This is a genomic window from Georgenia sp. SYP-B2076, assembly GCF_003991205.1.
Taxonomy (GTDB): Bacteria; Actinomycetota; Actinomycetes; order Actinomycetales; family Actinomycetaceae; genus Georgenia.
The window spans coordinates 11,052-24,940 of the sequence record NZ_RXOZ01000022.1 but is presented as its reverse complement, the minus strand read 5'-3'; the positions used below and the strand labels follow the sequence as shown (position 1 = coordinate 24,940).

The following is a 13,889-nucleotide window of genomic DNA, read 5'->3' as shown; positions in this document are numbered from 1 at the left end:
CGCATGTTCCTTCATGGGCGCGCGCGGATCGGCGCGCCCGCTGGTGGCGTGAGTGCCGCCGCCGACGCGCATCGGCCGGGGCGCTAACCCTCGCCGCCGTCCTTCTCGCGCTCCGCGCGGAGGGCGTTGGCGCGACGCTGCAGCACCACCGTCGCCGCGGCGACCGAGAGGAGCAGGGCGCTGCCGGTCATCCACGGCTCGTCGAGCCGGTACCCGAAGACCCTGTCCAGCGACCACGTGCCCGGCCCGGTGAGGGCGAGGGCGGCGCTGGACACGCCGAGCAGCGCGGCGTACTCGTAACCACCCGTCTGCGCAAAGAAGCCGGCCGGGAGGTGCACGGCCGTGGCCGCCACCATCGTCCCGGCCGCCGCCGCGCCCGCCAGCGGCGTCCCAAGCCCGAGGGCGATGAGGGCGCCGCCGCCCGCCTCGCCCAGGCCGGCGGCGAGCGCGCTGGGGCGCCCCGGCCTGAACCCCATCGACTCGAAGGCGGCCGCGGTGCCCTGGAGGCCGTGGCCACCGAACCACCCGAAGAGCTTCTGGCAGCCGTGGGCGACGAGGACGCCGCCGATCCCGGAGCGGAGCAGCAGCTGCCCGGCGTCCTTGAGCGAGTCAGACATGGGTCGTCCCTTCGTCAGCAACCTCGCCGTACGCGGCACCCGTGCGGGCCACCGCCGGCGCGCCGAGCCCAGGCTCCCACCGCACGCGTGCGCGATCAACGGCCGGCGCCGCCGGGAGGGGCTGGTGGGGACCCCCCGCAGGACGTACCGTTTCGTGAGGGCGTCCCGACGGAGGCATGCGATGTCCAGAACGTGGTCCCGGTGGGTGCCCGCAGTCGTCGTGCCCGCCGTCATCGGGGTGGCCGTCGCGGCCACCGCCCAGACGGGCGCTTCCGCGCACCTGCCGGACAAGTCCCCGGCCGAGGTCCTCGCGATGATGGGCGGGCGCACCGTCGAGCCGTTCTCCGGGACGTACCGGCAGACCAGCCACCTCGGCCTGCCCGCGCTGCCCGAGGGCACGAGCTCGGGAAGCGCGGCCGGCGACCCGAACGCCGCGGACGTCCTCGCCATGCTCACGGGCACGCACACCGGGCGGGTCTTCGTGGGTGGCCCCACCACCGCCCGGGTGCAGGTGATGGACTCCTTCGCCGAGCGGGACCTGGTGCGCAACGGCGCGGACGTGTGGGCCTACGACTCCGCCGACAACACGGCCACCCACCTGACGCTCCCGGCCGACCACGCGAGCTCCGCGGGGCCGACGGCGGGCGGGACGCCGACGCCCGAGGAGCTGGCTGACCGGCTCGTCAAGGCCATGGGCCCGAGCACCAACCTCACGGTGGGCCAGGACACGGAGGTGGCCGGGCGGGCCGCCTACGACCTCGTCCTCACGCCGCGGGCGGCACAGACCCTCGTCGGCTCCGTGGCGATCGCCGTCGACGGCGAGACGGGCCTGCCGCTGGGCGTCACCGTCCGGGCCCACGGGCAGAAGGCCCCGGCGTTCGAGGTCACCTACACGTCCCTGGAGGTGGCGGCGCCGGACCCGGGTCTCTTCGCGTTCGCCCCGCCGCGCGGCGCGACGGTCGTCGAGCACGCTGTCCCCGCGCACGGCGACCAGGCACGTGACCGGACAGGCGCATCCGGGGCGCACGAACCGAGCGTCATCGGGTCCGGGTGGGACGCGGTGGTCGTCATGCCGGCCGACGGCAAGACCCTGTCCGCGGCCGACGGCGTGCCGCTCGACCAGCTGACCACCGTCGTCCAGGGCGGTCGCCTGCTGTCCACCGCGCTCGTCAACGTGCTCGTCACGAACGACGGTCGCGTGCTCGCCGGTTCGGTGCCCCTGGAGCGGCTGCAGGCCGCGGCCGCGTCGTGACGCTGGGCGCCCCGCCGACGGCCGAGGTGGCCGGCGAGCTCGGAGGCGCGGAGCTCACCGGCGCGGACCTGGCCATCGAGACGCACGACGTGACCAAACGGTTCGGCCACCAGTGGGCCGTCGACGGCATCGACCTCGCGGTGCCCCGCGGCAGCGTCTTCGGCTTCCTCGGGCCGAACGGCTCGGGCAAGACCACCACCATCCGGGTGCTCCTCGGCCTGGCCGCCGCCACCGGCGGCCACGTCCGCGTCCTCGGGCAGGAGGTACCCCGCGACCTGAGCGAGATCCTGCCGAGGGTCGGGGCGCTGGTGGAGGGGCCGGCGTTCTACCCGTTCCTGACCGGGGCCGCGAACCTGCACCGCCTCGACACCGCCGACCGGCACGCCCCGGCGACCACCCGTCGCGCGCGGGTCGACGGCGCGCTCGAGCGGGTGGGCCTCGGCCACGCGGCCGACAAGAAGGTGCGCGCCTACTCCCTGGGCATGAAGCAGCGGCTGGGGATCGCGAACGCCCTCCTCTCCCCGCGTGAGCTGCTCGTCCTCGACGAGCCGACCAACGGGCTCGACCCGCAGGGCACCCGCGAGGTGCGGGGCCTGGTGCGGGCGCTCGCGGCCGAGGGCACCACGGTGTTCGTCTCCAGCCACCTCCTCACCGAGGTGGAGCAGATGTGCACGCACGTGGCGGTGATGAGCGTGGGGACCCTGGTCGCGCAGGGCAGCCTCGACGCGCTGCGCCGCGCGGGACGGGCGCACGTGCGTGTGCTCACCCCCGACGTCGACGGCGCGCGCCACACGCTCTCCCGCCTCGGCCTCGTGCCCGCGGTGGAGGGCGATCCGTCGGCCCCGTCCGGACCCGCGTGGGCGGCCGACGGCGGCGCCCTGGTCACGGCGCCCCTGCCGGACGCCGCTCCTGCCCCGGAGTCGATCGTCGCGGCCCTGGTCGACGCGGGGGTCCGGGTGCGCGGCTTCGCCCTGGCGGAGGCCACCCTCGAGGAGCGCTTCGTCGCGCTGACCGGCGAGGGGTTCGACGTTGCCCAGTGACGACGCGGCGCGACGGGAGACGGCGGAGGCGGCGCGCGACGTGCCGCCGCGCGAGACGGCTGAGGCGGCGCGCGACGGGGCGGGACCGCCGCGCGAGGCGGCGGCGCCGTCCGCCGGCTGGGCGCTGCTCGGCTCGGAGCTCACCGTCCTCTTCCGGCGCCGCCGCACGTGGGCCATGCTGCTGGCGCTCGCGGCCATCCCGGTCCTCATCGCCGTCGCCGTGCGCCTCTCCTCCTCCCCGCCGGGGCCGGGGGAGGGGCCGCCGTTCCTCGACCGGATCACCCAGAACGGGCTCTTCGTCAGTGTCACTGCCATCGTGGTGACGATCCCGCTGTTCCTGCCCCTGACCGTCGGGGTCGTCGCCGGCGACACGATCGCCGGCGAGGCGGGCCTCGGCACGCTGCGCTACCTGCTCGTGGCACCGGCGGGACGCCTGCGGCTGCTGCTCGTGAAGTACGCCGGCGCCGCGGCGTTCTGCGTGGCCGCCACGGTGACCGTCGTCCTGGTGGGTGCGGCCATCGGCGCCGCCCTCTTCCCGGTGGGCCCGGCGACGCTGCTCTCCGGGACCACGATCGGCGTCGGCGAGTCGGTGGTCCGCTCCCTGCTGGTGGCGGCCTACGTGACGGTGTCCCTGCTCGGCTTGTCCGCCGTCGGGCTGTTCGTCTCCACCCTCACCGACGTGCCGGTCGGGGCGATGGCCACGACCGTCGTGCTCTCCGTCGTCGCGCAGGTGCTCGGGTCTCTCGACCAGCTCGCGTGGCTGCACCCCTGGCTGTTCAGCCGGTACTGGCTCGGTTTCGCGGACCTCCTGCGCGAGCCGGTCCTGTGGACCTCGTTCGCGGACAACGCCCTCCTCCAGGCCGGTTACGTCCTCGTGTTCGGCGCGCTCGCCTACGGGCGCTTCGTCACGAAGGACGTCCTGTCCTGACCGCGCGTCCCGCGCACCCCGCCGCCGCCCGCCGCACCTCGCCGCCGCCCGCCGCGCGGTCCCACCAAGCCGCCGAGCCTGTGGCGCGCCCCACCCGGCCTCGCGGCGTGTGGCCATCGGTCCGCCACTAAAATCGATGCCTTGACCTCGACGAACCAGAAGCCCACCGGATCCACGTCCACCGCCGCGCAGCCGGCCGATCTCGCACCCGAGCAGGCGGAACCAGAGCCCAGGGACACCCGGGCGGCGCCGGACCGACCGTCGGGCACCCAGATCACCGCGAGCGCGCTGGCCGCGGTCACCGCGACGATCCTGCTGTCGTACCTCGGTGTGGCCGGGACGATCATCGGCGCCGGGCTGTCCAGCATCCTCACGGTGCTGGGCAACTACGTCTACACGACCTCCCTGCGGCGTACCGCCGAGCGGGTCACCTCGGCGGCACCGATCAGGACCGTGCGGTCGCGCGCCGTCCGGACCGGGTCGACGGCCATCGGCGCCCACGGCGGCACGCGGCAGCCCGACGGCAAGGCCCCGGGCCGGTGGCGCGCCGCATGGCGCGCCGCGGTGAGGCGCTACGGCCGCCGGAGGATTGTCGTGACCATCGGCGCCGTCTTCGTGACCATGCTCGGTGCCGTCACGCTCGTCGAGCTGGCCGTGGGCAAGCCGCTGACCGACGTCGTGCGCAACGAGCAGGGCGCAGGGACCTCGTTGCTCGGGACCACGTCCGTCGACGAGCCGGCCCCCGCGCCGGGGGCCCCCGACGCGCCGACCGCGACGTCGGACCCCACCGCGACGTCGGACCCCACCGCGACGCCGGGGCCCGAGGAGCCGACGCCCGACCCCACGGCGACTGCGGGAACCGACCAGCCGACGCCGGACCCCACGTCGACGCCGGAAACCGACGAGCCGACGCCCTCGCCCGGCCCCGCGAAGACCACGGAGACCCACGAGCCGGCGCCGGCGCCCACGCAGCTGCAGGCTCCGGCGGAGGATGCCGGCCGGGGCGGCGGGAGCGACCCCACGCCCTGATCGGGCCGGCGACGCCGCTCTAGCTCGGACCGAGCCAGGACAGCAGCAGCACGCAGACGTCGTCGTGGCCCTGCTCGTCCTCGAGGAGCCGGCGCACGAGGACGTCCACGGCCTCGGCGGGCGGCGCGCCGTGGACGTCGGCGGCGACCCCCTTCAGGATCTCCAGACCCTCGCGCAGCGAGCGCCGCCGCCGCTCCACGAGCCCGTCGGTGAACAGGAGCAGCCGGTCACCGGGGCGTAGGTGCAGGTCCGCCTCCGCGCGCTCGACGCCGGGGCGCACCAGGCCGAGGGGCGTGGAGCGCCCGTCCCAGACGAGGCGTGCCCCGCCGCCGGCCGGGAGCAGCAGCGGCGGCATGTGCCCGGCCGAGGCGTGCCGGATGCGTCCCGTGGCGAGGTTCACCTCCGCGTACGCGAGGGTGGCCGACGCCGCCGCATCCACCTGCCCGACGAACCTGTCGAGCCGCGACAGCACGCCCGCGGGGCCGATCTCCGGCCCGGCCACCGCCCGCACCGCGCTGCGCAGCTGGCCCATGGCGGCGGCGGCCCCCAGGCCGCGGCCCACCACGTCGCCGACCACGACGGCGAGGACGTCCCGCTCGACGAGGAAGGCGTCGTACCAGTCGCCACCGACCTCGAGAACCTCGACGCCGGGCCGGTACGCGGTCGTGACGACGAAGCGGCCGTCCTGCGGCACCTCGACGGCCAGCAGCGACTGCTGGAGCTGGTGCGCGACGCTCGCACTCTGCTCGTACAGCTGCGCGCGGTCCAGGGCGAGGCCGCCCTGCTCCCCGACGGCGGTCAGGACCTGCAGGTCGAGGGGGTCGGCCATCGGGTCGTCCCGGGGCGCTATCGACAGGACGCCCCGGAGGCTCGACTGCCCCTGCAGCGGCACGAGCACCCGCCCGCCGTCGGCCACCGCCGCGCGCGCGCGAGGACCGGCCGCGGGGCGCGGCGCGACCCCGAGCGGCTCTCCCGACGCCGCGCGCGGGACCAGCCCCTCCCGGGGCTCCGCGAGCCAGAACGTCGCCGAGGCGGCGCCGAGCGTCCCCGTCGCCTGGGCGAGCAGGGCGCCCATGACGCCGTCGACGCCGACGGCGCTCGACAGCGCCGACGTCACCCGCTGGAGCACCCGGGTCTGGGCCGCGGACCGGTCCGCCTCCTTGCGGGCGGCGAGCAGCTCGCGCTCGTACCGGGAACGCTCGCGGGCGCTGGAGAGCGCCACGCGCACGCTGACCGGCTCGCCCTCCGCCGCGGGGCCCACCACCGCCGTCACGAGGACGGGTAGCCGGCCCTGCGGCGCGCGGAGCTCGAGGGCCACCTCGTCGATGCGGCCGTCGACGAAGAGCATGGGGGACAGGTGCGTCTCCCAGTAGATCCGCCCGCCGACGGAGAGCAGCTCGCTCAGCCGCAGCCGCCCGGCGACCTCCGCCTCGCCCCGCCCGACCCACTCCAGGAAGGTGGCGTTGGCCTCGACGACGGTGCCGTCCTCCCGGAGGGTGAGCAGGCCGCAGGGCGCCAGGTCCCACGCGCCGTCCCGGTCGGGGCTCACGCGGTGAGATAGCTCTTCATGGCCGTGATGAGCTGGTCCGGGGCGCTGAGGTTGGGGCAGTGGCCGATCGCGTCGAGGATGACGAGCTCGCTGTCGGTGAGGTTCTCGTGCACGTAGGTGCCGACCTCGACGGGGGCGATGACGTCGTCGCGGCACTGGACGACCAGGGCCGGCGTGGCCACCCGTGCCAGGTCGTCACGGTTGTCGGACAGGAAGGTCGTCTTGGCGAACTGGCGGGCGATCACGGGGTCCATGCGGCAGAAGCTGCTCGTGAGCTCCTCGCCGAGCTCGGGCCGGTCGGGCACGCCCATGATGACCGGGGCGATGTGGGCGGACCAGCCGAGATAGTTGTCGTCCATGGTCTCGAGCAGCTCGTCGATCTCCTCCTGGCTGAACCCGCCGCGGTAGCCGTCGTCGTCGATGTAGCGCGGGCTCGGCCCGATGAGGACCAGACGGTCGATGAGCTCGGGCCGCTGGAGCCCCGCGAGCACGCCCACCATGGCGCTGACCGAGTGGCCGACGAAGGTGACCGGCCCGAGCGCGAGCGCGTCGATGATCTCCACCACGTCCGCCGCGTACCCGTCCAGCCGGCCGTGACGGGCCGGGTCGAAGGCGGAGGCGTCCGAGCCGCCGGCGCCCACATGGTCGAACAGCACCACGCGGTGCGTCTCCTCGAACGCCGGCGCGACGTACCGCCACATGCCCTGGTCGCAGCCGAAGCCGTGCGCGAAGACCATCGGGGGCCCGCCGGGGCGGCCGCTCACCCGCACGTTGTGCCGTGTCATGACGTCCATGCCCGCAGTTTAGGGGAACCGCCCTCCACGCCGGGCTCACCGGGTGCTCAGGCGCCCGCCTGGACGGCGTCCGGCAGCGCGGGCCCCGACCGTCCGGCCCCCGGCGGCTCGTCGCGGACGCGGCGGAGGAGCAGCGTGACGCCGAGCGCGGCGACCCACAGGCCCCAGGCGGTGCTCCCGAGCAGGCCGGCAAGCTCCCAGACCGGGAAGCCGGGGACGGCCGTGGCGAGGATGTCGCCCTGGTTGAGGAGGTAGAGCGCGCTGACGACGACGCCGCCGGCGCCCAGCCAGCGGGGGAGGGCGTGGGTGCGCATGACGACCACGCTGACCGTCACCGACCAGGCGATCACGAGGAGCTGCCCGAGGTGCTCGCCGAGGAGCGCGCCGCCGAACTGGTGCTGCGCGGTCCAGGCGCCCTCGACGGCCGCCCGGGTGGTCGCGTCCCCCGCGACGAAGGCGCGCGCCAGGGGCGGGACCACGAACACCCAGCGGAGGAACCCGATGAGGGACAGCAGCACCGAGGCCGCACCGACGGCGGTGGCCACCCTCAGCGCCGGGTCCTCCCGCAGCCCGAGGGCGGCCGGCAGCAACAGCATCGGGACCGCGATGATCGCGTACGTCCACGCCGTCGCGAACCAGGTCCAGACGAGGGAGGGGCCGCCGTCGGCGAACGCGGGCAGGACGACGCCGGCGGGCTCGCGGAGGATGTCCGGCCAGTCGAAGGTCGCGGACAGGACGCTGGCCGCCAGCGCGAAGGCGACGGCGCCCACCACGAAGAGCGCCCCGGTCGTGCGCTGCAGGTTCCTGGTCGTGCGCCTAGGTGCCATGGTCGCCTGGTTCCGGGGTGGGGGCTCGCGTGTAGGCGCACGCTATCCGCCCGGCGCTCACGTGACCAGGGCGCCGCCGGCGTTCCGCGCCGCGAGACAGCATTCGCCGCGCGGTGGTGGCCTCCATAGGATCGACAGGTGATCAGCGACGAGCAGCGCGGGGACGAGGCTTTGGACCGCCTGGTCGCCGGCGCGTACTTCTTCAGGGCCGTGACGCACGAGCAGTGGGTGGAGTTCGTGGCGGCGCGGGCGGGCTTCTACGCCCTGCCCGAGGTGCGCAGGGGCGCGGAGCGCGAGCGGTTCGTCGCCCGGCTGCCGTTCGTCCAAGAGCTCATCGAACGCGACCGCGCCCAGGCGTAGCCCGCCCGCCGCGCCCCCTCGCGGCATCACGTCCGCGGCCCGTCCCGCGTCTGTGGCATGCTCCAGCGATGCGGACGGCGCAAGTCCGTCCCAGCCATGGCGGAAAATTGGGCGGGACCCCGTGCGGGGGGTCGCGGGCCCGCGGAGGATCGGACGAGCAGATGTGGCAGAAGAAGGTCATGCGGGCGGCGATGGCGGTCGTCGCGGCGACGGCGCTGACGGCCTGCAGCGCCGGCGCCTCCAACAGCGCCGACGCCGGCGGCTCGGAGGTCGGTGCGGACACCCTCACCGTCGCCCTGACCGGTGAGCCCGTCAACCTCGACTTCACCACCACCGCGGGCGCGGCCATCCCGCAGGCCCTCATGACCAACGTCTACGAGGGCCTCGTTCAGATCGACCAGGACGGCCAGATCCAGCCGCTGCTCGCCCGGTCCTGGGAGGTCAGCGCCGACGGCACGGTCTACACCTTCGACCTCCAGCCGGGCGTGACCTTCTCCAACGGGGAGGCCTTCACCGCCGCGGACGTGAAGTTCTCCATCGAGCGGGTGCAGTCCGACGCGTGGCGCTCGTCCCTGAAGGCGCAGATGGACGTCGTCGAGTCCGTGACGCCGCTCTCCGACACCCGCGTCGAGGTCCGGCTCGCGCGGCCGTCCCACGCCTGGCTGTTCGCGATGGGCACCCTCGTCGGGGCCATGTTCGACCCCGCCGGCGTCGACGACCTCGCGAATGAGCCCATCGGGACCGGCCCCTTCACCGTCGCCGACTGGGCGCGTGGACAGGCCATCACCCTGGCCGCCCGCGACGACTACTGGGGCCGGGCGCCGGGCGTCCGCACCGTCGTCCTGCGCTACTTCGCCGACGCCGTCGCCACCACCAACGCGCTGCGCGCGGGCGACGCCGACGTCGTCTACAACATGCAGGCACCGGAGCTGCTGCAGACCTTCGAGGACGACGACGCGTTCCAGGTTCTCGAGGGCACCTCCAACGGGGAGGTCATGCTGTCGATGAACAACAGGGCCGCGCCCTTCGACGACGTCCGCGTCCGCCGGGCCGTCATGCACGCCATCGACCGGCAGGCGGTCGTCGACACCGCCTGGGACGGCCACGGCACCCTGATCGGCGCCGCGGTGCCGCCGACCGACCCGTACTACGAGGACCTCACCGGCGTCTACCCGTACGACCCCGACAAGGCGCGGGCCCTCCTCGCCGAGGCCGGCCACCCGGACGGGCTGGACGTCACGTTCACCGTGCCCACCCGCCCCTACGCGACGGCGGTGTCCGAGATCGTGGTCTCCCAGCTCGCCGAGGCGGGCATCCGCGCCACCATCGAGTCCGCGGAGTTCCCCGCGGTCTGGCTGGACCAGGTCTTCACCCGCCACGACTACCAGATGTCCGTCATCCTGGCCGTCGAGGCGAGGGACTTCCTGACGATGTTCGACAACCCCGACTACTACATCGGGTACGACGCAGCGAGGATCGCCCCCCTCGCCGCGGCCGCCGACGCCGCCGTCGGCGAGGACCAGTACGTCCGGGGGATGCGCGAGGTGGTCCGCACGGTCACCGAGGACGCCGCCGCCGACCCCCTCTTCCTGTTCCCCACCCTCGTCGTCGCCAAGGCGGACATCACCGGGATCCCCGCCAACTCCGTCACGGAGGCCCTCGACCTGACCGACATCGCCTGGGCCGCCTGACGGGGCGCCGAGCAGTGGGACTCCCCGTGGCCCAGCGAATGCTGGCCTACGTCGCGCGATTCGCCGTCACGCTCGCGGGCGCATCGGTGGCCGTCTTCCTCGTCATGCGCGTCATCCCGGGCGACCCCGCCCAGATAGCCCTGGGGGTCAACGCCACGCCCGAGCTGCTCGCCCGGACCCGCGCCGAGATGGGCACCGACAGGCCGCTCGTGGTGCAGTACGCGGACTGGGTGCTCGGCCTGCCGGTCGGTGACTTCGGCACCTCCGTCGTCACCGGGCAGCGACTCGGCCCGCTCATCCTCGACCGCGTCCAGGTCAGCCTCATCCTCGTCGGCCTCGCCATGCTCGTCGCCCTGGTCGTCGCCGTCCCGCTGGGCACCCTCGCGGCCGTGCGCCACCGCAGCGTGACCGGCGTCCTCCTCTCCGCGTTCTCCCAGGTGGGGGTGGCGGTGCCGAGCTTCCTCGCCGGCATCCTGCTGGTCGTCGTCTTCGCGGTGAACCTGGGCTGGCTCCCCGCCAACGGGTGGACCGCCCCCGCCGTCGACCCGGGCGACTTCCTGCGCCGCGTCCTGCTGCCCGTCCTCGCCCTGGCGTCGGTGCAGGGCGCGGTGCTGACGCGGTACGTCCGCTCGGCCGTCCTGGAGGTGATGGGGGAGGACTACCTGCGCACGGCCCGCGCCAAGGGGCTCAGCCCGACCCGGTCGCTCGTGCGCCACGGCCTGCGCAACGCCGCCATCCCGGTGCTCACCATCTCCGGCGTGCAGCTCGCCGCCCTGGTGATCGGCGCCGTCGTCGTCGAGCGCGTCTTCGCCATCCCGGGGCTGGGCTCGATGCTGCTGGACTCGGTGGGCAACCGCGACCTCGTCGCCGTCCAGGGCGTGGTCATGGTCCTCGTGGTGCTCGTGCTGACCGTCAACCTGCTCGTCGACCTGCTCTACACCGTCCTCGACCCGCGGATCCGGAGGGCGTGAGATGTCCCTGATCCCGAGCGACCCGCACGGCCCCGCCGCCGGGCTCGGCGCCCGGCCCGGCCCACGCCGGCGCGGGCCGTCCGCCACCCTGGTCGTCGGCGCCGCGCTCGTCGCCGTCGTGGTGGGCGCCGCGCTGCTCTCGTTCGTCTGGACGCCCTTCGACCCGGTCCGGGCGGCGCCCCAGGACCGGCTGCTGGGCGCGAGCGCCGCCCACCTCATGGGCACCGACCGCTACGGGCGGGACGTCTTCTCCGGCATCCTCGAGGGCGCGCAGGTCACGCTGCTCGTGGGCGTCGTCGCCGTGGGGATCGCGCTCGTGGTCGGCACCCCCCTCGGCATCGTCGCGGGCATGCGGGGCGGCCGGGTCGAGCAGCTCGTCATGCGCGTCTCCGACGTCGTGCTGGCCTTCCCGGCCCTGCTACTGGCCATCATGCTCGGCGCCGTCCTCGGCGCCAGCACGACGACCGCCATGGTCGCCATCGGCGTCGCATCCGTCCCCGCGTTCGCCCGGGTGGCGCGCTCGGGCACCCTCCAGGTGATGAGCGCCGAGTTCATCCTGTCCGCCCGCGCGTCCGGCCAGCGGCCCCTGCGCATCGCCCGGCGTCACGTGCTGCCCAACATCGCGGGCATGGTGATCGTGCAGAGCTCGACCTCCTTCGCGCTCGCCGTGCTGGCCGAGGCGGGGCTGTCGTTCCTGGGGCTCGGCACGCCACCGCCGGTGCCCTCCTGGGGGCGGATGCTGCAGGAGTCGCAGCAGTTCCTGGGCACCGAGCCGATGCTCGCCGTCTGGCCGGGCCTGGCCATCGCCGTCGCCGTCCTTGGCCTCAACCTCCTCGGTGACGGGCTGCGGGACCACCTCGACCCCAGGCTGGGGCGGAGGGCATGAGTGCCGGGCCGTCCGCCGCCGCGGCCACGACCGCCGGCGAGGTCACCGCCGCCCTGCTGACCGTGACCGACCTGAGGGTCGCCACGGGGCGCCGCACCCTCGTCGAGGGCGTGAACCTCACGATGGCCCGCGGCGAGCGCGTCGGCCTGATCGGTGAGTCCGGCTCCGGGAAGTCGATGACCGCGCTGGCCCTGATGGGGCTGCTGCCCGAGGGCGTGCACGCCGCGGGCTCCGTGCGCCTCGCCGGCGTCGCGCCGGACATGGTCACCGGGACCGACCGCGAGCTGCGGGCCGTGCGCGGCAAGGACATGACCATGGTCTTCCAGGAGCCGCTCTCCGCGCTGAACCCGCTCATGCGGGTGGGCACCCAGGTGGCCGAGGTCATGGACATCCACCGCACCGCCGGCGGCCGCGCCGGCTCCAGGGCGCGGGCCCTCGAGCTGCTCGCCCAGGTCCGGCTGCCCGACCCCGCGCGCGCGGCACGCGCCTACCCCCACGAGCTCTCGGGCGGCCAGCGCCAGCGCGCCATGCTCGCCATGGCCCTGGCGAACGACCCCGCGCTCCTGGTCGCCGACGAGCCCACCACCGCCCTGGACGTCACCGTCCAGCGCCAGGTCCTCGACCTCGCGCTCGCGTCGGTGACCGAGCGCGGCACCGGGCTGCTGTTCATCACGCACGACCTCGCCGTCGTCGCCAACGTGTGCGACCGGGTCCTGGTCATGAACGACGGCCGGGTGGTCGAGGAGGGCGCCACCGAGGAGGTCTTCACCCGCCCGCGGCATCCCTACACCCGTGGGCTGCTGGCGGCCTCCGACCTCGACGCCACCGACTCCCGCGGCCGGTTGTTCACGGTCGCCTCGGCCGCCTGGTACGTGCCGCCGCGCGCGCACGACGGCGGAGCGCGGCCGGCGGGGCCGGCCGCCACGGGGCCGGCCGCCACGGGGCCGGTGGCCACGGGGCCGGTGGCCACGGGGCCGGTGGCCACGGGGCCGGTGGCCACCACCCTTGTCCCGCCCGCGGCCCGCGAGCAGCCCGGGCCCCGCCCCGGCGTCGCGCCGATCGTCTCGGTCAGGGATCTCCTCCGCACGTACCGCCGAGGCCGCCCCTCCCTGCTCGGCAGGTCCGTCGAGGTCGAGGCCCTGCGCGGCGTCTCCTTCGACGTCGCCCCCGGCCAGCGTCTCGGCGTGGTGGGGGAGTCCGGCTCGGGCAAGTCCACGCTCCTGCGCATCCTGGCAGGGCTGGACCAGCCGACGTCGGGCAGCGTGCGGGTGGCCGGCGACGAGGTCGCCGGCGCGACCGAACGCGACCTGACCGCGCTGCGGCGCAGCCTCCAGATCGTGTTCCAGGACCCGATGGGGTCCCTCGACCCGCGCATGACCGTCGAGCAGGTCGTCGCCGAGCCGCTGCAGACCCCGGGCTCCGCCGTCGGGCGGCGGGAGCAGGCGACGATGGTGGCGGACATGCTCGCCGCCGTGGGGCTGCCGCGGGACTCGGCGGAGCGTTACCCGCACCAGTTCTCCGGCGGCGAGCGCCAGCGCATCTCCATCGCCCGGGCCCTCGTCCGCCGGCCGCAGGTCCTCGTCGCGGACGAGCCGGTCTCCGCGCTCGACGTCTCGGTGCGCGCACAGGTGCTCAACCTGCTCGCCGACCTCGTCGACGAGTACCAGCTGAGCCTGGTGTTCGTCTCGCACGACCTGGGCGTGGTGCGCCGACTCTGCGACACGGTCGTCGTCCTGCACGGCGGCGAGATCGTCGAGTCCGGCCGCGTGGAGGACGTCTACGAACGGCCCCGCGACCCGTACACCCGCACCCTGGTCGGCTCCTCCATGTCGCTGCGCGCCGAGCTGGCCGCGCGGGAGGCCGCGCGCCGGGCCCGATGAGGCCGCTAGGACCGCGCGGCCGGGGCCGAGGAGGCCGCGCGCCGGGCCGATGAGCGGACGCGGTC

Annotated in this window: 13 protein-coding genes; 9 read left to right on the top strand and 4 right to left on the bottom strand. The window is 75.0% G+C overall.

Features of this window, described 5'->3' with window-relative positions; genetic code table 11:
• Positions 1-83: 83 nt before the first annotated feature.
• Positions 84-617: a DoxX family protein gene (locus EJK16_RS09450; protein ID WP_127128665.1), complete on the bottom strand. Its 534-nt coding sequence runs from the start codon at positions 615-617 to the stop codon at positions 84-86.
• Positions 618-798: 181 nt separating this feature from the next.
• Here EJK16_RS09450 and EJK16_RS09445 point away from each other — a divergent pair, with 181 nt between their 5' ends.
• The 4 genes from EJK16_RS09445 (at position 799) to EJK16_RS09430 (ending at position 4,866) form a co-directional block, all read left to right on the top strand.
• Entirely contained in the window at positions 799-1,869 is a 1,071-nt protein-coding gene (locus EJK16_RS09445; protein WP_127128663.1) for a hypothetical protein, read from the top strand.
• Positions 1,870-1,871: 2 nt separating this feature from the next.
• The gene (locus EJK16_RS09440; RefSeq protein ID WP_370276018.1) at positions 1,872-2,909 is read left to right on the top strand and encodes an ABC transporter ATP-binding protein; all 1,038 of its coding nucleotides are present in this window, start codon (positions 1,872-1,874) and stop codon (positions 2,907-2,909) included.
• A gap of 40 nt (positions 2,910-2,949) precedes the next feature.
• Positions 2,950-3,837, top strand: coding sequence for an ABC transporter permease (locus EJK16_RS09435; protein WP_127129274.1), 888 nt, complete (start codon positions 2,950-2,952; stop codon positions 3,835-3,837).
• 141 nt (positions 3,838-3,978) lie between these two features.
• Complete coding sequence (locus EJK16_RS09430) at positions 3,979-4,866, top strand: hypothetical protein (RefSeq protein ID WP_127128661.1); 888 nt, start codon at positions 3,979-3,981, stop codon at positions 4,864-4,866.
• Positions 4,867-4,885: 19 nt separating this feature from the next.
• On the opposite strand, the gene EJK16_RS09425 is transcribed toward EJK16_RS09430, so the two are convergent.
• Genes EJK16_RS09425 through EJK16_RS09415 form a run of 3 tightly spaced genes read right to left on the bottom strand, consistent with a single transcriptional unit; the run spans position 4,886 to position 8,036 of the window.
• Positions 4,886-6,415, bottom strand: coding sequence for a SpoIIE family protein phosphatase (locus EJK16_RS09425; RefSeq protein ID WP_127128659.1), 1,530 nt, complete (start codon positions 6,413-6,415; stop codon positions 4,886-4,888).
• Positions 6,412-7,209, bottom strand: a complete 798-nt coding sequence (locus EJK16_RS09420) for an alpha/beta fold hydrolase (protein WP_127128657.1) — start codon at positions 7,207-7,209, stop codon at positions 6,412-6,414. Before EJK16_RS09420 ends, EJK16_RS09425 begins: the two co-directional genes overlap by 4 nt.
• Before the next feature lie 47 nt (positions 7,210-7,256).
• Entirely contained in the window at positions 7,257-8,036 is a 780-nt protein-coding gene (locus EJK16_RS09415) for a DUF4386 domain-containing protein (RefSeq protein WP_127128655.1), read from the bottom strand.
• Positions 8,037-8,174: 138 nt separating this feature from the next.
• On the opposite strand from EJK16_RS09415, the gene EJK16_RS09410 reads away from it, so the two are divergent.
• The 5 genes from EJK16_RS09410 (at position 8,175) to EJK16_RS09390 (ending at position 13,824) form a co-directional block, all read left to right on the top strand.
• On the top strand, positions 8,175-8,396 hold the full coding sequence (locus EJK16_RS09410; protein ID WP_127128653.1) for a hypothetical protein: 222 nt from the start codon (positions 8,175-8,177) through the stop codon (positions 8,394-8,396).
• 161 nt (positions 8,397-8,557) lie between these two features.
• A complete protein-coding gene (locus EJK16_RS09405; RefSeq protein ID WP_127128651.1) occupies positions 8,558-10,087 on the top strand; it encodes an ABC transporter substrate-binding protein in 1,530 nt (509 codons plus the stop codon).
• Positions 10,088-10,113: 26 nt separating this feature from the next.
• Positions 10,114-11,058 carry an ABC transporter permease gene (locus EJK16_RS09400; RefSeq protein ID WP_127128649.1) on the top strand — a complete coding sequence of 315 codons (945 nt, stop codon included), beginning with the start codon at positions 10,114-10,116 and terminating at the stop codon, positions 11,056-11,058.
• A gap of 1 nt (position 11,059) precedes the next feature.
• Positions 11,060-11,944: an ABC transporter permease gene (locus EJK16_RS09395; protein ID WP_127128647.1), complete on the top strand. Its 885-nt coding sequence runs from the start codon at positions 11,060-11,062 to the stop codon at positions 11,942-11,944.
• A complete protein-coding gene (locus tag EJK16_RS09390; RefSeq protein ID WP_127128646.1) occupies positions 11,941-13,824 on the top strand; it encodes an ABC transporter ATP-binding protein in 1,884 nt (627 codons plus the stop codon). The genes EJK16_RS09395 and EJK16_RS09390 overlap by 4 nt, the downstream gene beginning before the upstream one ends.
• Positions 13,825-13,889: the final 65 nt, after the last annotated feature.